The organism is Flavobacterium sp. R1_16 (genome assembly GCF_057652095.1).
On sequence record NZ_JBYFCG010000009.1, the window covers coordinates 1 to 23,763 of the forward strand.

21 protein-coding genes are annotated in these 23,763 nt (G+C 33.2%); 3 read left to right on the top strand and 18 right to left on the bottom strand.

Annotated features, from left to right (window positions below; all coding sequences use genetic code 11):
- Positions 1–203 precede the first annotated feature (203 nt).
- The 8 genes from AC23L6_RS12160 to AC23L6_RS12195 all read right to left on the bottom strand — a co-directional run bounded on the left by AC23L6_RS12160 (position 204) and on the right by AC23L6_RS12195 (position 10,424).
- The gene (locus tag AC23L6_RS12160; protein WP_487562791.1) at positions 204–1,433 is read right to left on the bottom strand and encodes a DUF1036 domain-containing protein; all 1,230 of its coding nucleotides are present in this window, start codon (positions 1,431–1,433) and stop codon (positions 204–206) included.
- A 309-nt stretch (positions 1,434–1,742) separates the two neighbouring features.
- Positions 1,743–2,723, bottom strand: a complete 981-nt coding sequence (locus tag AC23L6_RS12165) for a PD-(D/E)XK motif protein (protein WP_487562790.1) — start codon at positions 2,721–2,723, stop codon at positions 1,743–1,745.
- Positions 2,720–4,858, bottom strand: coding sequence for a Z1 domain-containing protein (locus AC23L6_RS12170; RefSeq protein ID WP_487562789.1), 2,139 nt, complete (start codon positions 4,856–4,858; stop codon positions 2,720–2,722). The genes AC23L6_RS12165 and AC23L6_RS12170 overlap by 4 nt, the downstream gene beginning before the upstream one ends.
- A 237-nt stretch (positions 4,859–5,095) precedes the next feature.
- Positions 5,096–5,617, bottom strand: coding sequence for a hypothetical protein (locus AC23L6_RS12175; RefSeq protein WP_487562788.1), 522 nt, complete (start codon positions 5,615–5,617; stop codon positions 5,096–5,098).
- Position 5,618: 1 nt separating this feature from the next.
- Complete coding sequence (locus AC23L6_RS12180) at positions 5,619–6,971, bottom strand: DNA cytosine methyltransferase (RefSeq protein ID WP_487562787.1); 1,353 nt, start codon at positions 6,969–6,971, stop codon at positions 5,619–5,621.
- Between the two features lie 435 nt (positions 6,972–7,406).
- On the bottom strand, positions 7,407–7,820 hold the full coding sequence (locus AC23L6_RS12185; protein ID WP_487562786.1) for a PH domain-containing protein: 414 nt from the start codon (positions 7,818–7,820) through the stop codon (positions 7,407–7,409).
- Between the two features lie 176 nt (positions 7,821–7,996).
- Complete coding sequence (locus AC23L6_RS12190; RefSeq protein ID WP_487562785.1) at positions 7,997–8,308, bottom strand: hypothetical protein; 312 nt, start codon at positions 8,306–8,308, stop codon at positions 7,997–7,999.
- Positions 8,280–10,424 carry a hypothetical protein gene (locus AC23L6_RS12195; protein WP_487562784.1) on the bottom strand — a complete coding sequence of 715 codons (2,145 nt, stop codon included), beginning with the start codon at positions 10,422–10,424 and terminating at the stop codon, positions 8,280–8,282. The genes AC23L6_RS12190 and AC23L6_RS12195 overlap by 29 nt, the downstream gene beginning before the upstream one ends.
- A 666-nt stretch (positions 10,425–11,090) precedes the next feature.
- On the opposite strand from AC23L6_RS12195, the gene AC23L6_RS12200 reads away from it, so the two are divergent.
- Positions 11,091–12,257 carry a T9SS type A sorting domain-containing protein gene (locus tag AC23L6_RS12200; protein WP_487562782.1) on the top strand — a complete coding sequence of 389 codons (1,167 nt, stop codon included), beginning with the start codon at positions 11,091–11,093 and terminating at the stop codon, positions 12,255–12,257.
- 359 nt (positions 12,258–12,616) lie between these two features.
- Here AC23L6_RS12200 and AC23L6_RS12205 read toward each other — a convergent pair whose 3' ends face one another.
- The 8 genes from AC23L6_RS12205 to AC23L6_RS12240 form a co-directional block, all read right to left on the bottom strand.
- Positions 12,617–13,234 (bottom strand): fibrobacter succinogenes major paralogous domain-containing protein, encoded by a 618-nt coding sequence (locus tag AC23L6_RS12205; RefSeq protein WP_487562781.1) that lies wholly within the window; start codon positions 13,232–13,234, stop codon positions 12,617–12,619.
- A gap of 175 nt (positions 13,235–13,409) precedes the next feature.
- Positions 13,410–14,600, bottom strand: a complete 1,191-nt coding sequence (locus AC23L6_RS12210; RefSeq protein ID WP_487562780.1) for a hypothetical protein — start codon at positions 14,598–14,600, stop codon at positions 13,410–13,412.
- A gap of 15 nt (positions 14,601–14,615) precedes the next feature.
- Entirely contained in the window at positions 14,616–15,446 is an 831-nt protein-coding gene (locus AC23L6_RS12215) for a type 1 glutamine amidotransferase (protein ID WP_487562779.1), read from the bottom strand.
- Between the two features lie 51 nt (positions 15,447–15,497).
- Positions 15,498–16,604, bottom strand: a complete 1,107-nt coding sequence (locus tag AC23L6_RS12220) for a carboxylate-amine ligase (protein WP_487562778.1) — start codon at positions 16,602–16,604, stop codon at positions 15,498–15,500.
- A 15-nt stretch (positions 16,605–16,619) separates the two neighbouring features.
- On the bottom strand, positions 16,620–17,567 hold the full coding sequence (locus tag AC23L6_RS12225) for an ATP-grasp domain-containing protein (protein WP_487562777.1): 948 nt from the start codon (positions 17,565–17,567) through the stop codon (positions 16,620–16,622).
- A gap of 30 nt (positions 17,568–17,597) precedes the next feature.
- Positions 17,598–18,308, bottom strand: coding sequence for an esterase (locus AC23L6_RS12230; protein WP_487562776.1), 711 nt, complete (start codon positions 18,306–18,308; stop codon positions 17,598–17,600).
- Between the two features lie 89 nt (positions 18,309–18,397).
- Positions 18,398–18,793: a glyoxalase gene (locus AC23L6_RS12235; protein ID WP_487562774.1), complete on the bottom strand. Its 396-nt coding sequence runs from the start codon at positions 18,791–18,793 to the stop codon at positions 18,398–18,400.
- A 37-nt stretch (positions 18,794–18,830) separates the two neighbouring features.
- Positions 18,831–19,613, bottom strand: coding sequence for an NYN domain-containing protein (locus tag AC23L6_RS12240; RefSeq protein ID WP_487562773.1), 783 nt, complete (start codon positions 19,611–19,613; stop codon positions 18,831–18,833).
- A 218-nt stretch (positions 19,614–19,831) separates the two neighbouring features.
- Here AC23L6_RS12240 and capB point away from each other — a divergent pair, with 218 nt between their 5' ends.
- A complete protein-coding gene (capB, locus tag AC23L6_RS12245; protein ID WP_487562772.1) occupies positions 19,832–21,094 on the top strand; it encodes a cysteate-C-fatty acyltransferase in 1,263 nt (420 codons plus the stop codon).
- Positions 21,095–21,225: 131 nt separating this feature from the next.
- Here capB and AC23L6_RS12250 read toward each other — a convergent pair whose 3' ends face one another.
- Positions 21,226–22,344, bottom strand: coding sequence for a GTP cyclohydrolase (locus tag AC23L6_RS12250; RefSeq protein WP_487562771.1), 1,119 nt, complete (start codon positions 22,342–22,344; stop codon positions 21,226–21,228).
- Positions 22,345–22,357: 13 nt separating this feature from the next.
- A complete protein-coding gene (locus tag AC23L6_RS12255) occupies positions 22,358–23,335 on the bottom strand; it encodes a transporter (RefSeq protein WP_487562770.1) in 978 nt (325 codons plus the stop codon).
- Positions 23,336–23,459: 124 nt separating this feature from the next.
- Here AC23L6_RS12255 and AC23L6_RS12260 point away from each other — a divergent pair, with 124 nt between their 5' ends.
- A complete protein-coding gene (locus tag AC23L6_RS12260; RefSeq protein ID WP_487562769.1) occupies positions 23,460–23,738 on the top strand; it encodes a DUF4834 family protein in 279 nt (92 codons plus the stop codon).
- Positions 23,739–23,763: the final 25 nt, after the last annotated feature.

Below are 23,763 nucleotides of genomic sequence, written 5' to 3' on the forward strand. Positions count from 1 at the left end.
CTTAAAATCCATTTATAGACCTCCTGTGAAGTAGAAAAGAAATCAAAATGAGGTTTTTTCACAGCCTGACGTTTTGCGGCTACAAGTAGTGGCGTAAACCATTACCAAGCCATAACAAATATAAACTTATTTTAGAAAATTCGGAGAATTTTCGGAATATACCAGAACTAGCCATTACTTGTAACCGCTGTTATACAACGCTCTTATATTTTAGAAACAACTGCGACAATTTGAATAGACACATTGATGCCATAAGACAAATCGTTGTTTTTAATTCCAATCATTGGTTTTTTCAAAGGTTGATTTCGTATTTGAACTACACCTGATTTAAAATTTTGTCTTGTTCCAATTGGGTAATGATTGAAACTTGTTCCGTTTAAGAAGTTGTTGTAATAATCACTTTCAAAAAGAAAAATATCGCAAACATCACTACCAGGAGGTGTAGATAACATACTTAAAGATATATTTAATAAGCCCGTTTTATCAATTAATTTTGATAAATCACTTGCTAATTTGAAATTATTTGCACTTGATTGAACCGTTTCTTTACTACGAGAAGAAGTATATTCATAATACCATTCAACAGTTCCATCAGGTAAATCTACAGGAATAATAGTTTTTGAGTTACCGCCTTTCCAATATTCATTGCTTGTACTGTTAATATAAACGTTTTGGATAGGTAGTTTTACAATTTCGTATGTTGCTTGTTTTTGTATAATACCACCATCAGAGTCTGATGATGTTTGACTTATTGCAACACCATTTTTGTAAGTTTGTTCTTTTTCAATAGTACCATCAGGTTTGTACCAAGTACAATTACCATCATAACGAAATGGTTCATAACTTAAAAGTTTAAATTCTGCTTTTAATTTGCCATTAGAGTAATAGTCTTTTACCCAACCTTTTGGAATTCCATTTTCAAAATTTATTTCACGATAAAATCTAATATCATCTTCTACTTCTGCAAAATTTCCTTCTTTATCAAGACCTAAACGCCATTTTCCTTGTTTTTGCCCATTACAAGTTAAATTATAGTTTAGATTAATCAAGGTTTTATCCGGAAAACTATTAATAGTTGTTTTTATAAATTTATATTTTGATAAATTTTGATTATTAGTAATTTGGCTATTGTCTGCATTTGGGAATGTAAAAGCACTAAATTTGTCAACTAACAAAGGGGTTGAACCGTAAATTCCCATATCACAATTATCGATTGTTGCACAATAGTAGAAATTTGTATTTCCAAAAATTTTTGGTGTGTAAACGCTTGCCTCTTGATTAGGTTCAATTTGAAACCATCCTTTTGTAGTCCATGATTTGTCATAATAAGCAATTGCAACGTAAATTTTGCGAGAACCATTGTTTTTGAAGACTACTTGTGCATTTGATAAAATAAATAGGTTTAAAAGTAGTAGAGTAATGATTTTTTTCATTTTAATTTAAGATTATTTATGCAGTTTGTCAATAGAGTGTTGTATAACGTTTTGGGGCTTGGCGAAGTGGGGGGTTTAGAGGCACAAATGTTCAGTTAAGCACAAAAGCTCAATAGAAGTACAAAAGTTCAATTTAGCACTAGTGCCCCCATTTTGCCAAACCCCTGTTAGCTGTAGTCCCTTTTTCTGTCTGTCCATTTCGTTTTTTGTTGTCGTGTCGTTGTGCGTTGGCTTGGTAGCTCTTTTGCTGTTTTTAGCTTGGCTTTGTGCGTTTGGAAAAACTGCAAATGTGCCACCAAATGCATTGGCTTACGTGTCTTTAAATAATTGTCCGTCAGTTAATATTTTTGTTATGTGAGTTGGTTTAACATTAGTCAAGTCTGATTTGAATTTAACCTCTGAAACTCGTTCAGGAATGTTAATTCTTTCAACTTTTGAAATGTCTTGATGTCTATAAAACCTTAATGAGTTTTTAGCTAAATCATAATCATATTTAATTTTTGTTGTCTGTTCAAATGTGTTCCCAAGAGTTTTTGCAACTATTCGAAAAACCTTTTCTTTCAATTCCATTTCTACAATTCTCTTGTCGATTTTGTCTAACAAGTCGAGTATATTCAGTCCATTTGAAACTTGCTTAGTGAAAACTGAAGCAATAATAACTTGGCAGTCAATTGTCGGATTTAATTGTTCAGCGGTAAAAATGTGAACCCTTTCTAAATTACTGCTGCTTTTTACTTCTATTTTTTCGCTATCTGCATTAAAGTCAAATTTTTCTTCTGGAATGTTGTGCCAATAATTAATTAATGTTTCAGGCTTTTTGCTTTGTTCAATAAGAATAAGTTCTGCCCAAAGTCCTTGAATTGTTTTTGTTGGCGTTTCATTTAATGACCTAAAAATTTCAACGAAATTTTTAAATGTTTCAAAAACTTCTTTTTGCGTTGGCTTTTTTGAAAGTGAATTTAAAAGTGATTGAGTAATTCCAAGGAAATAGTTTTGTAATGTTTCTTCATTGCTTTTAAATATGATTACAGAGTAATTGTCAATTTTAGATTTTCCATTTTCCGAAACCCTACATTCAAGATTGTGTGTAAGTTCAATATATTTTAACTTGATGTTTTTTTGAGATAAATGGGTTTTGTCAAACTTTGAAGAAATTAATATTACTGGAAATCCAAGATAGTTCATGCCAATTTTGGCAAATGGAAAATCACTCAATGCGTTAGCATTGAATAATTTTGGATTTTCCGTTTGCGGAATTTCTATTTCTAAAAAAACATCTAACAAACTCATATATTGTCGGGTTGTCTGATGATATCTTTGCCTATTGTTTCAGGTATCCAAATGGCAAGACTTACCAAATCAGTATAAACTACATTTCCATTTTCATCTAAAATAGGATTGCCACTTACATCTGTAAGATTTAATCTGTGAATTTGGATTGTAACTTTATCTTGATTTTTAATATTTCTGTCTCCAATGTAAACTTCGCCTTTTCTTAATCTACCGTTTGATGTTGGTTGTTCCCCTTGAAAAAGTTGCTGAATATTATCGTTTTGGTTTAATCTACGTTGTCTTGTAGTCTGGACAATTGCATTATTCTCAATTCTTGAACTCATCAAATAAACCAAACAAGTTTCGTTTGGATTTTCTTGTAAATATGAATTTAATAAACCTCTTAAACTTGAATACGTTTGACTGTCTGTTTCTCTTGTGAATTTTAATCTATTTAAAAGTTGCTTCAAACTTTCTTCAAGCGGTAATTCTACTTCTAAATGTTTTTGTAAATCGGTTCGTTCTGTATGCCCTTGATTAGTTGCAAAACTTGTAATGTGATTATTTGCAAATTCAGCAACAACACTCTTATTGAATGGTATTAAATTTTCTGTGTCGTGAGGTGCTCCAACAATAAACCATTCTTGACCAAAGTAATCTCTATCAATGTCATTGAATAAAATATTTGGTCTTGTAAGTCTTAACATTTGATCTAAAACTGCTTCTCTGTCCCATTCGTTCAAGTGTTTATTGTTTACATCAAATTCTTCTAAACGCTGTCTAACATCTTCCTCGTGTTCTATGATTGCTCTAAATGCTTCAATGTTTGGGTTGTCCAACCAAACACGGCAAAAACCTAAATACGAACCTTTGTAACCAAAAAATCTTGCTCTTTGTAAAGTTGTATCAACTTGTCCTGTAGCTAATGGTCTTGGCATATATGAAACAGTCAAGCCTTCAACGGTAAATCCTCTGTCCATTGCTTGACCACCAACTAAAATGTGAGAATAAAAATCACTCCAACGAATTTCAGGCGTTCTTCCACGACTTGCATTTATTTCCATAATTCTTGTGTTTTTTATGGAATGTAAAAGCCTAGTATTTGTTAGTTCTTCAAAAGCTGGCAAATCAGATACAGTTAAACTCAAATCATCATAAGCCTCTTTAAATTCTCTCAATAGTTCGTTTCTTTCTTCTTCGTCAGCTGGTGAATTGCTTTGCAATAATGTTTTCCAACTTTCACAAACATTTCTAATCCAAGTGAAAAATATATTTTGCGAATTGGTTAATCGTGATGGGTGAACCATCATAGAACGATTGCGTTGGTCTCTTTTCATTTCACCTGCAACAACCCCCAAGAAAAATATTTTTAACGCAAAAAGTAAACTTTCTGGTGGTTCGTGTACTGGGTTGTGATTTGATGGAATTTCTAAATCAGGAATACGTCTAACGAGGTTTGGATTTTGTACAAAAAAAGCGTTACCACCTGTATATCCGCTTCCTGGCGTTAATAATTTTATGAAGTTTGGCGAAAGCCTATCCATAATGTTTATGAATAGATTTGCTTGTGGTGTTGCAGTATATTGTAAAAATGTGTGATGAGGAAATACACTTCTTAATTCATTAATTCTTCTGTAGATTGTTGAAACTTCTCCCTCATTAACAGCTTCTCCAGCATTTGCGTTGGCTCTTGCTCTTGTATTTAAGCTTGCTTGGTCGCTTTCATCATCTATAATTAGAGTTGGCACACCATTGAGGTTTAAGTCTGCTAAAAGATTGGTTAGATTTCTTAACCGACTACCGTTTTTCATTACAGTTATCAATAGAGTTGAGCAATTTTCTCTTGGGAAAGTTGGGTCTGCCCATTGCTCCAATTTCATTTCAATAGTATCTCTATCTTCTTGTGTTCCTGCATTTTTGATGATTGTCCATTTACGGTCAAATCTTGTATCAACACGTAAGTCTTTTTTCATTCTTTCATATGACTGTTCGGAAAGTGGAATTGAAGTTCCTGCAATGATTATTACAATTTGATATTGGTTGTCGTTGGCTAAAGCTGCAACAGAAGTAAAAGAAAGTGTTTTACCACTTTGAACATATCCGATAACCAAACCAGTTTCTACATTTTGTTGTTCAGTGGGATTGCCACACATTTCCAAAATCTTAAAAGTTTCATCAATAACACGGTCGCCAGTTGCGTTAATATTTCCTGTGCTATCTGTAAAACCTTTGTGTTTTAGTAACCCTTCAATTTCTTCCCCTTGATAGGGTTGCCATTTTGAATTGTTTGGATTTGTATTTGGGCGTTTCCCTTCGGGTCGGGCTATCCGCTACTATCTTTTTTGCCTTGCAGGACAAAAAAGGATATTCGCTTCTATCCCTAACACATTTTAATAACCAATTAAAACAATTCCTTTTAAAGGCAATTGTAATCTTCCACTTATGTAAAGTGTTTCCAAGAATTGAAAAATTGATTTAAAATCATCGCTGTTGTGATAATGATTTCTAACAGCAATAACTAAATATTCTGCTTTTGGCATCATACAAGCCTGAAAAATATCTTTCAAAAACTGATTGTTTCTATACCCTCTACCAGCTTCAACTTCAATTACAATTTTGCCATCTTCACTAACAGCATCTGCATCAAAAAATTTATCAATTCTGTTGTTAATACTGAACAAAACAGGAACTTTTATTTTATCAACACTGGCTTTACTCTCTTCAACTTTGAAATTTAGTGCTTTTAAATCATTGGCAATAACTTTTAAAACACCATCACTATTTAAATTATTATCTGGTGATTTAATTTGCTGATAATTCTTTTCAAAGCAAGAAATGACAGCTTGTATTTCTTCTGTAATTCCAAAAGACCTTGGAAAAAGTTGATAAACTAATTGATAATCTATATTCATACTATGCTGCTAATTTAGAGTTTGTTTTTTGCGTTAGGGATTGAAGTGGAAATCCTTTTTGTGAGGAACGAACAAAAAGATTGGAACGGAAAGCCCGACCCGTTAGGGTAACGCCCAAGTCTATATGAGAATTTACTGCGTTGCCTAATGCTTTGAAAGCTGCATTATCATTTTCAGGTAATTTTATTCCTGATAAAGATTGAAGTTTTAAACCTTCTTTTCTTGTAATATATCTTTTCTCCCAACCAATGATTGGAATTTGTGTATTTGTACAAACCAATGAAGGAAAAAAATCTGCCTTTTTTATTCGTATTCCCGATGCTCGGAATTGTAAAATGTAGTCCGTTATTTTTCGTTTGTTGTCGCCAACATTCCATTCTAACTTTTGCCAACTTTGAGAAGGTAATTCAGAAATACGTTTTACAACATCTTCAACATAGCTTTTGTTTTCCTTGTAAAATTGCCTGTTGTATTTTATGTATCGTTGTTTCCAGTCAGGAAATTTTGTTTCAACTCTCGCGTAGCTTGGAAGATTTGCCAATTGTTCTTCTTTGGTCATTCCTTTTAAACTTATTCCAAAATTGCCTTTGTATTTTGAAAGTTCATTGGCTGAAAGCAAATGTGGAAATTCGTCTTCAAAAGGATAAGTTGCTCCAAACTCCATTCCCCAAATGGGAAAGCCGGGAAGTTTTACGTCTTTTGGAATATTTGAAATAAATTCTTGCCAAAGTTTTATGCAGTCTTGATTGGCTTTAGGTAGTTTTTTTGCATCTGCTGGTTCTACATCAATAAATTTATGAATGTCGATTTTATTAGTTTTCTTTTTGTCAACTTCATCAAAACTGAAATGGTCTAAACCAATCCTTGAACCTACAATAAATATTCTTTTTCTATGCTGTGGAATTCCAAAGTCTTGTGGCGAATAAATATTATGGTCAACTTTATAACCAATTCTATCTAATTCACTTTTCATAAATTCCCAAGTCGCTTCGTTGTCGTGTTTAGCAATAAAAGGAACATTTTCAAGTATGAAAAAAGTTGGGGTTCTAAATTCAAGAATTTTTACAATTTCGTCAAACAAAGTTCCTCTGTCGTCATCTCGTCCAAGTTGTTTGCCTGCTTTAGAGAATGGCTGACAAGGAAAACCACCGCACAAAATGTCGTGTTCAGGTATCGTTTCAATTTCTTTGTCAACTATTTTTTTTATGTCTCCGTGTACTTCAATGCCCCAATTTTTTGTGTAAACGTTTCGCAAAATAGGGTCGAGTTCACTAACAAAAACACATTCGTGTCCAAGTTTGTGAAGTGCTTTATGAAAACCGCCAAGTCCTGCGAATAAGTCTATAAATTTCATTAATTATTTTTCTAATTTAAAACCGTCAAATTTACAATTTACGATTTGGTTATTGTCAAAAGTTGCCGTTAAGTTGTCAATTGTCCGCTTTTAGGGTGGTGGGTGGGCTTGGGTGCGGTTGGGCAAAATTAAATGTGCTGCAAAAGCGTTGGCTTGTGTGTCGGCTTGCAGCTCTTTTAATTTTGCGAAGGGTTGGCATTTCTGTCTTATATTTTTTCGGTCTGTTCATTGTTTGCAAGGTGTCTCTTGGGATTACAGCTAACGTTCCGGGGCTTTGTGGCAGTAGGGGATTTATGAAAACCGAAACTTTCTACCGTCACCGAAACTTGTTAAAAGTAGTAAATTTCAATTAACCACGAAAACCCCTATTGCACAAAACCCTTGTTGGTGGCTGGTGTTTTTTATCACTCTTCAATTTTCAAATTTTTTATTTTGTCACTGCTTGTACTTTACTTCAACATTCGGATTTAATCTCATAATCTCATTGATAAATTCGGACTTAAGTTTTGGTGAAATTATTACTGAGTCAAATTTACCGTAATTAATTTCAAGTCTGTCAAGCGAGGTAGCAGGCGAACTAAGTGCATTGTTAGTTTCCGAAATCATTTTTATAGTTTTAATGTCAATATTTTTATTGTATAAAAAACCACACTTTATTGTCAGTTTGTCACCGTCTATTGTATAGACTGTTGTCATAAACATATGAATAACAAATAGAATTACAGGTAAAATAATTAAAATTACTGTCCAATTTCGTTCTTGTATGGTTTGAACTAAAATTGTCCCAAGAACGAGAATAATAGGAATTACTAATTCAAGTCCGATTTTTGATTTATATATTTTCTTCATTTTAAACTGTCTATATTTTGAGGTGCGCTACACTTGACACCAACGTTTTCGGGCTTTGCGTTCGGGCGGGTTTCGGAGCACAAAACTGTCAACCAGCACTACACTTGATACGAAGCACAAAGCTCCAAGTTTGCATATCACCCCGCCTGACGCAAAACCCGTGTTGGCAGCAGTATTTATTCTTTTTCAGTTAATTCATATTCTTCCAACTCTGCATGAATAGTTTTGATTTCAGCGTTTAACTGGTTCAAATATTCAACGCAAATGTTATTGTATAAGTCCGAACTTCCATCTTCTAACTCAAATTCAAACAATCCTCGTTTTAATTCTTTTAAGATCAAATTGAACGCTGACTTTACATTATTTGGATTATCATCTGTCAGAGTAATTTGGATTGGGTTCTCTCCAATTTCAAGAACTAAATATGTATGTAGTTCTTCTCTTTTAATTGTTGCTTTTTTAGTTTCCATAAATTTTACCTCTTTCACCAAAGGCGTCTTTACCGCCTTCTAATGTTTTCATACTAATTTCTTTCCAATCAAGACTTGGCATAGAGCCATAAATACAAGTTAATGAATTAGAAAATGGATTGCCAGTTAAAGTAAATCCCTTTCCGTGGTTGTGTAGACGATAGATTGAATTATATGGCAATGTCCTTACTGCAATATTTGCATCATGAGTTGCAATAATAACTTTTCTTGCAAGTAGGGCTTTTTCTTTTATTAAGGGAACTATTACATCATTAATGTAATCATTTCCAAGGCTTTTTTCAGGTTCGTCAATGATGTAAATATCTTTATCTTCCGCTAGCTCTTTGTGTAATAAAATCATTGATGATTCACCATTCGAAGGACTATAAATTGTTCCGTTGAGAGTGAAATGTTTGAATTTTAAAAGCAAGTCACTAAGTGAATTAATAGAGTCAATATGTTCTATCTCATTTAATTCAGTAATTTTTAGAAATAATTCATTTGAGTGAATATATCTTAAAATTGAAGAAATTGCATTAGCAAATTCTTTTTGAGGTGTTTTATACACATTTTTTACTGGTGTATAGTCCCCATTTGAAAGAGAGCCATTATGAAAAGTTAAATTGGTTTTACAAATTAATTCTCCTTTTTCACCAAGACTTCCTGCGTATTCTTCAAGAGCATTTATTGGCTGATTAATTAGTTTAATAATTTTTTTTGAAGCTCGTTCTATTTTAATTCGATTTCGTGAATATTCTAAAAATCCTGTTTTTGTCGGCTTAGGTGGTTGGTTTGTTTTCTTTGCAATTTCATTATTGATACAGTAAATAATACCATTAAGTAGTTTTATACTTCTATTTTCTATAAAGTTACGTTCTGTTCCATTTTTTAGTTGAACTAGTATTCTTTCAAGAATATCTCCAAGTTCGTTAATCAATCCAATGTCTACATATTTAATGATTTCTGAATTTTCATCTATATATTCATTAAAGGACTTGAAGTTATTAAGGATTTCAGTTATTTCATCAAGAATTCTTTCTGACTGAGTGTCATCTTCTTGAGTGATATTCTTAATTTTTAACTTTTGGGATATTTTGTTTGTTTCTTGAAATGAAAAATGTAAAACATATTTATTTAATGTCGTTACTTTTTCTTCTGTAACATTCTTCAAAAATCGTATCTCATCAATACATTCATCTATTCCAAAATCAGAAGCATTACAATTAAATGAATTTCCCTTAATATCATAAACATTATTCAAATGACTATCATTAGATTTATAAACGTATGTTTTATGTCCTTTACTATTATAATGTTTAGATATTGCTTCCAAAATATCTGTTTTACCTGTCCCTTTGCTGCCGAAAAGAATATTAATGTCAGAGTAAATATCTAATACTACTTTTTCAAATGGGTCGCTTTTAAAAGGAAATAGTTCAATACTTTCTTTAGATTTCTTATCTAAAATTGTATTTATTGTAGCTTCATCTTTTTCAAGTAAAAGGCAGAATTGTTCAAAACTCTCTACGGGAAGCCTAAGTTCGGGTAATTCTTGTGAATGTTTAATATAATCATCCCAATTGTGAACATCAGAACCATAAATCGAATTGTGTCCATGACTAATATATATACCTGCTGAAATTGAATTACTAGCTTCTTTTAAAATGCGTTTTGGATTTGAAACTAAATCTGTCAAAATTTCAATTTCTTCGTCTCCTAGATTTGGCTTTTTTACAAAATAGTGTGCAATGTAAATACAATCTAGCGTATCAAATTTGTCAACTGTTTCTTTTAGCGAAATGGTAAAAGTGTCAGGATTTTTTCCATTTAAAATCTCACTAACCGCTTTATCAAATTGTTGGTAGTTTTTAGGATTACATATAACAATTAAATGGGCCCTTTTCTCATTTTCAAAAATATCAAGCTCGATTCCAGGCCATATTTGACAATGGTTTTCAACTCCGCTTCTGAAGTCTTCATATTGTTTTGCATCAAAATGGTTATGGTTGGTAATTGCTAAAATATTGACTTCAGTGTCGTTAATAATTTCAACAAATCTATCCGTTTCAATATTTCTGGTTGGTGCATCTCCAGACTTTACTTTTCTTGTATGTGTATGAATGTCTATTTTCATTTCCTCAGTCTATGCTGTGTCGTTCATAATATTGCTGCCAACTAGTTTATACACGCATAAAATAGACAACTTTTATACCTAATTAGGCATGTTATGCGAAGGTTTTGGCTAATTTTCTTGCGCCTATATTTAGTCTTGTTTTAGCGTAATGTTTTCAAATATACTATTTTTTCTCAATTCCTCAAAAGCACTTAATTATAACTAACCAATACTCATCAACCACTAACAAAGCGATACAGAATAAAGCCAAAAACGACTGCATGCCTAATAAACACAAGTATTCTCGCACTTTTTCAATAAAAAAAGATTCCTTTTGGGGTGCTCCCCGAAGCTTCCGGGGTGCACCCCCAAGCTCTCGGGGTCAACCCCCAAGCTCTCGGGTTGTAACCCGTAACTCTTGGGTTCAATCCCCAAACTCTCGGGCTGCACCCCCAAACTCTCGGGCTGTAACCCGTAACTCTCGGGCCTTAACCCAGAACCTTCGGGTTCAATACCCAAAGCTTTGGTAGGAATACCAAAAAGTCGAGCTTGGATAATTTATAGAATTCGATTAGTTTTAAGTTAGTTATGGTAACTTTAATAGTTCAAAAAAAATGAAACAAAAAACACTTGAAATCTACAAATAGTTTTAATTTTAGTGTTCTTATAAAACCAAAATCTTTATTTATGAAATTCAAAGTACTTATAGCACTGTTTGTATTATTTTGTTTGCATTCGAATGCTCAAACTATTTCAATTGTAGGAACAGGTGTAAACGGTTGGCCTCCGAATCAAATTGGCGCTGAGATTACACTCACCACTACAGATAATATTAGTTATACTATAGAAAATGTATTGATTTCAGATGGGGAAGTGAAGTTCAGACAAGATTTTGATTGGGCATTGAATTGGGGAGGCAGCACCTTTCCTAATGGTCAAGGAATTTTGAATAGTACATCAGATGCAATTCCTACCAAGGCAGGTATTTATAATGTTACTTTTAACAGAGTCAATGCCACTTATACTTTTATCGGCACTCCATTTCCTGCCATTGGAATTTGGGGACCAGCGGTAGATTCACAAAACGGATATGTAGGCAACGATAAAAAAATGCAAACTACCGATGGTGTTATTTATACCCTTGCAGATTTCTATTTTAGTAGCGGTCAGGCGTATTTTAGACAAGATAATAACAGTACTTTAGTTTTTGGCAGTACTAGTTTTCCATCAGGAGTAGCGCAACCCAGTGGTCCATCGATTCCTGTCGCTGGCGGAGAATGGTTGGTGACATTCAACAGAAATACAGGCGAATATTCTTTCGGGTATCCAAGTATTGGGATTTTAGGCTCTGCTCTAGGTGGTTTTGGTGTCGAAGATACCGACTTAGCGACTACAGACGGTTTTAATTATGCTATAAATAATCTCTTGACCATTAATGGTGAACTAAAGTTTAGAAAAAACAATAGCTGGTCAACAAACTGGGGTTCTTTGAGTTTCCCTTCAGGTACTGGAACTCAAGATGGAAAAAATATTCCTATACCAGGTGGAGTATACAACGTTACATTCGAGAGAACGTCTGGGAATTATCAATTTGTAAATTCTTTGTCAACCACATCCTACAGTATTAAGAACATAAAGGTATATCCGAATCCTTCTTCAAACGAGTGGAATTTTTCAAATGATACTACTATAGATGCTATAGTATTGTATGATATTTCGGGAAAGCTGATAGAAGTTGCTAAACCTTCTAGCCGACAATTTAGTTTAAAAAACAGCGCATTATCAAATGGTGTCTATTATGCTAAAATTAACTCGGGATTGGATTTTAGTATCATTAAATTGGTAAAAAACTAGAAGTAGATAAATTTTTGAAGCTTGAGAAAAAGTACAATTAGTTTTTTATACCATTTATGTTTATTAATAAGTCTATTAAAAGCAACCATTAAAAATTTTAAACAATTAAGAGAATTAAGTCTAAATGACCCGAGTTCCGAAAGCTTTCGAGACGAACAGGCGTAGCAAACTTAACTTTCTAAATGGTTCAAAAAAAATAAACCTGTTTTATATACATAATTGGTATAACTTAAATAATTTGATAGACTCAACAATTTCTCCAACTATAACAAATTTTAATCTTTCACACATCGAATAGACATAAGATCATTTTTTTTATTATTATTCTGATTGGCAACGGCATAGTTGTTAAAGATGGTTTAATAATAGGAATAATCTGTGTTTCTCTCTGTTGAACTCCACCAATAGGCTTGTTCTCCGATACCAGTGAATGTGCCATTATAGTGTCTGTAACCACCTGGAATTGCTGAAAATCCACTACTATTCGAAGCATCTGTGTTGGGTGAAATCCATAAAGTAGATGTAGATTTCATTTTTCCTCCTGCTACAGCCGTATTTCCGAGGAAGGTTATTAATGTTTTCCATTCATTATCGGTTGGAATATGCCAACCCGCAGGAGCAAGTCCTCTAGAATCGTTTACAGCTCTCCAATTATAAAGCCTTCCATATATAGGTATATTTGTTACAGCATCATCATTATAACATGTCCACCCACCTGTGACAATTTTGTCCCAGTCATCAAAGTCAGAAGATGTTAGTTCAGTTATTGCATCTCCATTTCTGTAATGTGTTGTTTTAAGATTTTCGGTCATCCATGTTTGAGAACCAATGGTAATTGCATTGTAAACATTTCCGTCTATATCTGTAACTGAGGTTACCGTGCTGCCACCTCCACTATTTTCATCACTACTTTTTGAACAACTCACAATAAAAAACAAGATCAAAAGTGATGTAATATACTGAAATAATTGTTTCATTTTTTCATTGGATTTAAGGTTGCTAAATTTCAGATTCTATGTATTTAAAAGCTATAACTTTCAAATCACATTTGGTAGGTAGATACAAATATATGATTTTATAATGAATTGATATTTAGATATTTAAAATATATTCATTATTTTTTTAAATGCTTGAACGATTAGTTTGGGTAATCTATTTCTCGAACAAACCTATACTTCCGCCCACCCAATCTTTATCTTTATTGAATTTGACACCAATCATTTCGCCACGACTTAAACGAGCTAAATTGCAGAGTAGTGTGGGTGCTGCATCATTCTTTTTCCAAACACATAGAACACGTACTTCTACTTTTACCTTTTCGTTTGGAGATTGAACTATGGGTATATAATTTACTTTTTTTTGTAGAATATAAAGGTCTTTTTCTTTTACGGCTTCAATATCTTCTTTTTTAACATGAAAAATGACCCCTGAACCCGAGAAGGAAAATAGTGGTTTTAAAACATAATTCTCTAAATCTTCTGGAATTGTTACCAGGTCGCTCAATAAGGTAGTTTCTATAAAATATTTTCCTTTTAGAAATGGCAAAATGAACTTACTAATTCTAAAAAACCAGTTGGGATGTCCTGCCCATTCTACATCCAATTCGTCAGAAAAACTGAAATTGAGTTTTAAATCTGTTCGCAATTCCAATTCATCAAAAATGACACGATTGTAGATGCGTTTCACCAGAATTTCTTCGCCTTTTGAATTAGTATAAAAAAGCTGATTTCCTCTTTTTAGTATGTCAGTCACACAGACAATAGGGATTCCGATGTCACGGTTGCAGTATAGAAAATCAATTTTGGTATTTTGCTTTTCGGGCTCAATTTCTAGTAAAATTACATTTTCTGCAGGATGATTGTTCCTTATTACTTCCTGTAATATGGCGAGATAGTTCTCGGCTGATAATCCGTTAAAAAAAGGTGTAGTTTCCTCCAGAAAAGGATAGTGTTTTTTGAATTTGGAAAATAGGTTAGGTTGGTAATTGTATAGTGTTGGGAAGCCCTGCACTTCAATTAGCTTGGGTAGAATTTCTCCGTTTTCTTCACAAATCCCAAAATCAATAGCCAGAAAAGTAGTGTGTTGGTCTTCATTAGGAACTTTGGTATTGAGCTCCAAGGATTTGTTGGTGAGCTGTTTGAAGTCTTTTTGCTGAATAAATTGAATTACTTCATTACAGCCTTCTTCGATTTGTTTTTTTAATTCTTTAGAAATAAAAAATGGAGTTTCTGCTATTCTAAATGTTGGCGTATAGTTAAAATCGGCAGCGATATCGTCTTGAAATTCCTGATATTTTTCTGAAGTAAAGCTAGAGTTGAATAAGGAACGGTATTTAGAAATCATCAGAAAAAAGCGGGTTTAATTGGAAAGTGTTTTCTTAGTTTTCAACAAATCATTAACTGCAATCCGAATAAAATTAGGAATCATGGTTTCGTTGGTTCGGTATATTTTTTCGTCATCTACCAAGTCCTCGAGCATGTTTCTGAATTTTTTTCGGCCTTTCATCTTGATGATTTTTTCTTTAGCATTCGCATTTCTCAAATTGGCAATAAAACTGATAGGATCAGCTTCGGGGTGAAATTGAGTTCCAACAAAATAATCGGAGAAACGAACCGCCATAATAGCTCTTTCGTATTGCACGTGGTCGCGAATTTTTTCTAATGAAATTATTTTAGCGCCTTTTTTTGCAAAAACACTAAGTTTAGGTTGTACTACTTGATAATCGCGAGAATCTACAGCGTAGAATGGATCGGATAATCCTGCTAATAGTGGGTCAACAAATCCTTCTTTCGTTTTATGAACGGTCATTACTCCAAAAGAGGTTCCGTTGCGTTTGGTTATCTCGGCTAGGCCAAAGTGTTTACAAGCCATTTGAAACGAATGACAAATAAACAGTACGTGTTTTTTGACATGATTTTCTTTATTCCATGCGGTTAACTCATCTATAAAAGCATAGTATTTTAAATCCCAACTTCCATCGCCTTCAAGAGGATTTCCTGGTCCTCCGGTTGAAATGTAGATATCATATTTTTTTATTTCGGGCAATTCTGATTTTCCTCTCACATCAAAAATTTTGAAACTTACAATATGATTGAATCGGTTGAGAATATCAATGATACAACGCATTCCTTGATTAGGTTCGCCGTTGTACATGTCTAAAATTGCAACTTTTATAGCTTGATCATTCATGATACTCTTTTTTTATGATACTCTTATAGAGTGCAAAGATAAATAATTGTATTATAACCCCTTAGTAAATTCACTAGTAATAAAATCGACAACCTTTGACAAATCATTGGTTTTTTCAAAAACTGCCAATTGTTTATCAGCTCCAGTTCCTTCTCTCATGATGGTATGTACATAATTAATTTGTTCACGACTGCCTAATTCGTCAACCACATCATCAATGAATTCTAGTAATTCTAAAATCAACAATTTGGTTTCAACTTCTTTCTGTAATCCAAAATCAATCATATTTCCTTCAATTCCATATCTGGCAGCACGGAATTTATTTTCTTTAATCAAAGCCAATCGGTATATATTAAAGCTCATGTTGTGTAAACTTAATTTGTAAAGTTTGGCAACAATGGCTTGAATAATAGCTACAATACACATGGTCTCTTCAACGGTTAAACTCATGTCACAAATACGGAATTCAATGGTATCATAGAAAGGATGCAAGCGCAAATCCCACCATATTTTTTTAGGATTATCAATGCAATTGGTTTTTACCAGAGTATCTAAATAGTTATCGTATGCTGCCACAGAATCAAAATATTCTGGTAAGCCCGTTCTTGGAAATTTATCAAATACTTTGGTTCTGAAAGATTTGTACCCCGTTTGTCTGCCTTCCCAAAAAGGAGAATTAGTAGAAAGTGCAAAAATATGAGGTAAAAAATAACACGCCTGATTCATAAGCTGCATTCCAATTTCTCGGTTTTCAATACCAACATGACAATGCATTCCAAAAATTAAATTAGAACGTGCTGCATCTTGTAATTCATTTACAATGTGATGGTATCGAGGGTCGTCGGTTATGGGTTGGTCTTGCCATCTCGAAAAAGGGTGAGTTCCCGCACCGCCAACAACTAAATTTTGTTTGGCAGCAAGTTCTACAATTTTTGACCTTAGATGTTTGATTTCATCGGTTGCTTCTTGAACATTTTTGCAAATAGTAGTCCCAACTTCTACCACCGATTGATGCATTTCGGCCTTTACTTGTTCGTTCAGGATTGTTTTTGCTCCATCAACAATTTTAGAAAGATGCGAACGCAAGTCCCTTGAATTTGGGTCAATGATTTGATACTCTTCTTCAACACCAAGTGTAAAAACAGGTAGTTTTTTCATAACAGACACGGTTTTTTATTTTTCAGAAGCAGCATCTTTGATAAATGTTCCCCAAGTTAAATTCATTTTTCCAGGTTTTTGTTTTTTAGCGGCAGCAATTGCCATTTTAGCAGCTTCTTCAACTACCCATTCAAAGTTATCTGGACCTACAGAGGTCAATTCAGCATCTGGGGCGGGGTTACCAAAATCAATTGCATAAGGAATACCGTCTCGAACAGCAAATTCAACGGTATTAAAGTCATAACCAAGACCTTTACATAGGCGAATGGTGTAGTCTTTTATTGTGGCTAATAATTTTTTATCCACAGGTGGCCCATCAAGGACATAGCGTGCGTGATGAGGATTTCGCGGTTCATATTGCATAATGCGAACTGCTTTACAACCCAAGCAATATACTCTAAAATATTCTGTAAAAACAATTTCTTCTTGGAGCATCATTACTAATTGCCCCGTTTCTCGATGGATATCCCAAAACTCGTCTCTGTTTTCTAATCGATACACATTTTTCCATCCGCCACCAGCATAAGGCTTCATGTAGGCAGGAAAACCAACATAATCAAATATAGATTCCCAATCCATAGGATATTTCAAATTTCTGAATGATTTTCCAGTTGTATCTGTAGGATGCTCTGCTGAGGGAAGAATTACAGTATTAGGAATGGGTACTCCTAATGTATCTGCCAGAACATTATTAAAAAATTTATCATCAGCACTCCACCAAAATGGATTGTTGATGACATTAGTCCCTGTTAATGCAGCATTTTTTAAATAGGCACGATAGAAAGGAACGTCTTGAGAAATTCTATCGATAATTACGGCATATTCACCATCTTTATTTTGAATAACTTTATCGATAGTTACTGCTTCGGCTAAAATATCTTTTTCGTTTTTTGAATTTACTCTATCAATAAATGCTTGTGGAAAAGTGTCTTCCATCCCGAATAATATTCCAATCTTTTTCATAATGTATTAGGTTTTATTATGTGGTATTTTTTAAAATTTAATTCTTGATAAATAATGAGGAAACATTTCTTTCCAAACAGGCCAGTCGTGTTCTCTATCTTGTCTGATGTCAAGCCAATGATGCACATTTCTATCACTCAGGACTTTGCTTAGTTTTAAATTGGCATCAAAACAAATATCCCAATTTGAGGTTCCTAAAACGACATCCATATTCCATAATTCATAATCATCTAGTCCATATAAATAATCTTCTGGACTGTTGTAAAAAACATCATCGTTGTGAAAACCATCCATAAAACTCTTGATGCTGAAAGCTCCGCCCATAGAAAACATATGGCTTACATATCCCGGGTGTCTAAAGGCAAAATTTGCAGCATGATAACCACCAAAGCTACAACCGGCAACAACAACTTTACCCGACCAAGTATTATTTTTTACTCGTTCTACAATTTCATGACAAATCATTTTGTCATACCAAACGTGATTTTGAATACGATGAATAGGATAGATATTTTTATTATAAAAACTGTCTTTGTCTATACTATCTGGACAAAAAATCTGAATTAATCCTTGCTCAATATACCATCTTGCCGATTCAATCAACCCCATGTCTTTATTCTCATGAAAGCTTCCCATAGAAGTGGGAAATAGAATTACAGGATATCCAGCATGACCAAAGACGAGCATTTCTATTTCTCTACTTAAATTGGGCGAGTACCATTTGAAATATTCTTCTTTCATAGCTAATTAGTTGTAACAAGTATAATAAAAATATTTGACATCCAAAACGATTGGTAAATTCAAATAGAAAAAGCAATTATCAAAGACTGTTAATTTGGTTCAAAAAGTTGTATTTGACTTTTTAATCTTTCGATAAGCAGGTTCATCATGCGTTTGTTTAGTGCGGATGAATTTTGAATATATTCAGCATATTCTTCGATAGTGAATAGTCCGATTAGGATTCCCTTGAGAGAGTTTCTAAATTTAATATCCTTTTGAATGGTATTTTCTATGAAGTGGAGTTTCTTTTCGGTAGGGTAAGTGTAAAATTCATTTTTGTATTTATTGATATGATTTTTGAATACCTCAATCAATAAATCGTTTTGAAATTTAAGTATGGGGCGAATGGTTTTATTTTGGAATCGCTCTTCAGATGATGATGTTTCACTAATAAATCCGAGAGTATCTCCTCTCATTTCAAGAATAAATTGGTCTCTAGTATTCATTACTATCATGATTTTTCAAATTACTTTTTAATGTTTTTTAACTGAATCGAAGTCTTACATATACATGTTTAATTCCTTTTTTATCAGAATCTCTTTCGTCTATTTCTAAAATGTCAGTAAGTGATTTTAGCATGGGAGTTAGCTTAGAGAATCCATAATTTCGGGGGTCAAATTCAGGTTTCTTTTTAACAATTAGGTTTCCAACATCCCCAAGAAAAGCCCAGCCATCATCATCTCCAATGGCTTCTATGGTGGCCTCAATAAGTTCTATGGTTTGTAAATCAATTTTACTTAAGGATTTCTCAATTGGTTTTTCATTTGATTTTTTTACATCAGCAGAAGCTGCTAATGGTTTAAGCTCTTTTTTATTAACCGCACCATCCAAAACCTCAATATAAATGAATCGATCACAGGCAACTATAAAAGAATTTGGAGTCTTTTTTTCGCCTATTCCTATGACTTTCATGCCAGATTCTCTCAATCGAATGGCTAAGCGTGTAAAGTCGCTATCGCTGGACACAATACAAAATCCGTCAACTTTATCTGAATATAGTAAGTCCATAGCATCAATAATCATCGCAGAATCTGAAGAGTTTTTCCCAACAGTGTAACTATATTGTTGGATGGGTGTAATAGCATGTTCTAATAAAACAGATTTCCAACCGCTGGCATTAGGTTTTGTCCAATCGGCATATATTCTTTTGGTTGTTGGAGTTCCAAATTTTGCTATTTCTTCCATCATTCCCTTTACATTGCTGTAAGGAACGTTATCAGCATCAATAAGAACGGCTAATTTTAATTCTTTTGCTCCTTGTGACATTTACTTTTTGATTAATGGTATTTCCAAAGATACAAAGTTTATAAGTGATTAAAAAGGATAATCAATAACAATTACAGTTTTGTTTTTTTGTACTCGCTTTCGAATTTTTTTCAGATAACCATTACATTAGTCATATTAAAATAATTGATTATTAGATACTATAATAAATTTTAAATAATTAATTTTGCCACTTCAAAAAAATACAATAATTTGTTATTATGGTAAAAGATTTATTCGAAAGAATTCAAAACAATAAAGGGCCATTAGGGAAATGGGCTTCACAGGCAGAAGGATATTATGTATTCCCAAAATTGGAAGGAGAATTAGGACCGAGAATGAAATTTCAAGGAAAAGATATTTTAAATTGGAGTTTGAATGACTATTTAGGTCTTGCCAACCATCCAGAAGTACGCAAGGCAGATACTGATGCTGCAATCGAATTTGGTGCGGCTTATCCTATGGGTGCCCGAATGATGAGTGGTCACACAAAATATCATGAGCAATTAGAGAATGAATTGGCGGCTTTTGTGATGAAAGAGTCTGCTTATTTATTAAATTTTGGATACCAAGGAATGGTTTCTATTATAGACGCACTTGTGACTAAAAACGATGTGATTGTATATGACGTAGATGCTCATGCATGTATTATTGATGGAGTTCGTTTACATATGGGTAAACGTTTTACTTACCGTCACAATGATATTGAAAGCATGGAGAAAAATTTGCAGCGTGCTACAAAATTAGCAGAAGAAACAGGAGGAGGAATTCTTTTTATTACCGAGGGTGTTTTTGGAATGCGTGGACAACAAGGTAAATTGAAAGAAATTGCCGCAATGAAACAAAAATACAATTTCCGTTTGCTGGTTGATGATGCTCACGGTTTTGGAACTTTAGGAAAAACAGGAGCAGGAGCAGGTGAGGAGCAAGGAGTTCAAGACGATATTGATGTTTATTTTTCGACTTTTGCAAAATCTATGGCTAACATAGGAGCTTTTGTAGCTGCGGATAAAGACATCATAGATTATCTAAAATACAATTTGCGTTCTCAGATGTTTGCAAAAGCATTGCCAATGATTCAAACAATTGGTTCGTTGAAGCGTCTAGAATTATTGCGTAATTCATCTGAAATTAAAGATAAATTATGGGTTAATGTAAATGCTTTGCAAAAAGGACTTCAGGAAAAGGGATTCAACATTGGTGATACTAATACCTGTATAACACCAGTTTATTTGGAAGGAAGCATTCCAGAGGCTATGGTGATGGTAAACGATTTGAGAGAAAATTATGGCATTTTCCTTTCTATTGTAGTATATCCTGTAATTCCTAAAGGGATGATTTTACTTCGATTAATTCCTACGGCTTCGCATACATTAGTTGATATCGAAGAAACTCTTACCGCATTTGAGGCAATTCGCGAAAAATTAGTTAATGGTACATATAAGGAAATTGCCAGCAAAACAAAAGTAGATTTAGACGCATAAAATTAGTCGTTTACTGTTTTGATGTAGTTTATAATTGAAACATATAAACATATACAAAAAAATCCATCTCTATTTAAGATGGATTTTTTTCGTTGTTTAAAAATGCGAGAAGTCTACATTAAATGTAATACCTAAAGGTTTTTTACGTAAGTTTTTCTTCGACAATGAACAGTAGGGTTGAAATTTTTCCAAAGTAAATTAATCGCAATGTTCTCTTCCAACTCTGGGCTTCGAATACATTTTACAACATCATTTTCTTTAAAAGTAGTGTAGTATTCATTAAAAATGATGGCAGTAACTCCCTTATTTTGATAATCGGGATGAACGCCAATGAGATAAAAGATAACTTCTTTGCTTTGCTTTTTAGCTTTTAATAAATGCAGAAATCCAAATGGGAATAATTTACCTTTCGCTTTTTGTAAGGCCTTAGTAATACTAGGCATCACAATTGAAAATGCTACAAGATTTCCATCCTTGTCTTCTACACATTTGATATATTCAGGATTGATAAAACCAATGTATTTTTTTTTGAAATATTTTTTTTGTTCGTCAGAAATAGCGACAAATGAAGCCAACTTAGCATAGGATTCATTAAACAAATCGAACATTTTTTCAACGTAGGGAAGAACTTCTTTGGTCGATTTAAAATTTATTGGACGAAGTTGGTATCTCTTTTTTATTAATTCTTGAGCTTTCTCAAAAAAATCAGGTTTTACATTGCTAAACGGGAAAAAGCTTTCAACAAACTTTTTTTCAACAGTAAATCCAAGTTGTTCTAAATGAGTAGCATAGTATGGATTATTGTACCAGGTAATTTGTGTACCTATTTCATCAAAACCTTCGGTAAGAACTCCTACCTTATCTAAATTAGAAAATCCCATAGGGCCTTCAACGTATTCAAGGTTGTTTTTTCTCCCTAATTCATATACTTTCTCTAACAATGCTTTAGTAACTTCAATATCATCAATAATATCAAACCAACCGAAGCGTACTTTCTTTTTTTGTTGAAAATTGACTTCATCCCAATTAACAATAGCTGCAATTCGACCTACAACCTGGTTGTCTTTGTAGGCGAGATAGAAGTAGGCTTCTGCCGTTTTAAATACTGGATTTTTAGTTGTATCAAATGTTTCGAGTTCATCTGAAATCAATGGAGGAACCCAATAAGGATTGTCTTTATATAATGTAAAAGGGAATTGTATGTATTCTAATAATTCTTTTTTTGTTTTTGCTTCTTTAATCGATATCATCTTATGCGTTAATTTATTTTTCACCTTCAATTTCATCTAATCTTTTTTTGGCTTTTTCTTTTTTCTTGTCTTTTTTGCTTTTCCCTTTTTCTTTGTCTTTTTTATCTTTAGGTATGCGAAGCATTACTTCGCTATAATTGGCATCAAATCTCCATGAAGCTCCAATTCCACCTATTAAAAAAGAGGGTGTGTTTTTAAAATTAGTTCCTATAGAGGCATCAATCTGAATGTTTTGTTTTACTAGATAGGCTGCTCCACCTCTTAGAAAACTGTCTGCATAATAATCGCTGTTGAAACCTTGATTTTCGATAAAGCCAGACCATCTAGAGGTAAAACCTCTAGTTAAAGTTACCACATAGTCGATGGACTCTTTTTTTGATTGAAATTTATCAAAAATCACATTGATTATGAGGACTGATTTCCCAAATTGATTTTGTGTTAACAGCATTAATTTTGGACTAATACTTGGATCTTCGGGAATTGTTGGACGAATAAAAGCATCATTAGAAAGGTTTATATTCAAACCAGCATATACCCCAACGGCAGGAATAAACTGTCTGTAACTGAATCTATGGTTGGCTTTCCAGCTGTATAAATTCGGTTTCTCTTCAAATCTCTTCATTGGGTCATAAATAAGAAATTTTGCTCCAATAATTGTTTTTTTTAATCCTCCAATAGTTTCATTTACTAATGGTGCTGTGTAATTTTCATTTTGGTATTGGAGGTTTAAAATAAATTCAAGTTGTTCAAAAAAAGCACCGTATCTCAAATCTAAATTACTGCCAAAACCTCTAGCCTCATAATTTTGTAGTTCGTGTTTTTCTTTAAAACCATAGACACCCATTTCTGCTTGAAATACTGTTTTTCCAACTGAGAAAGCCGCCATGGATTCGCCTGGCCTGTTAGAGTTAATTACGTCGGTAAATTGACAATAGCTGGACGCGGATAGGAGCAAAGAAAGTAGAAGAAATGATAATTTGGTTTTATTCATAATGGTATATTTAACTTGAGTACTAATAACGCTTTTCAAATGTACTATATTTTATTATTTATTTAAGATTGCTTTTTTAATTTTGAACTTTTGATTTATTAAGTTTGTAAAAAAATTGTTGCATATGCAGACTGCTTCTTTCACAGGATTTATAAAAGCGTTGTTTTATATCATCGCTTTTTATTATATATTTAAATTTCTAGCTCGACTTTTTCTACCTATAGTTGTGAAAAAAGTAGTTGAAAAAGCGGGGCAAAATTTCCAACAACAGTATCAATCTCGCTCCTATGGAAACCAAGCTACATCAAACGAGGATGAAATAGTTTATACTTCTACCAAGAGCTCAAAACCCAGAGAGACCAAAAAAGTAGGGGAGTATGTAGATTATGAAGAATTAGATTAAAATAGTAGACGGTATTCTGTTTGTA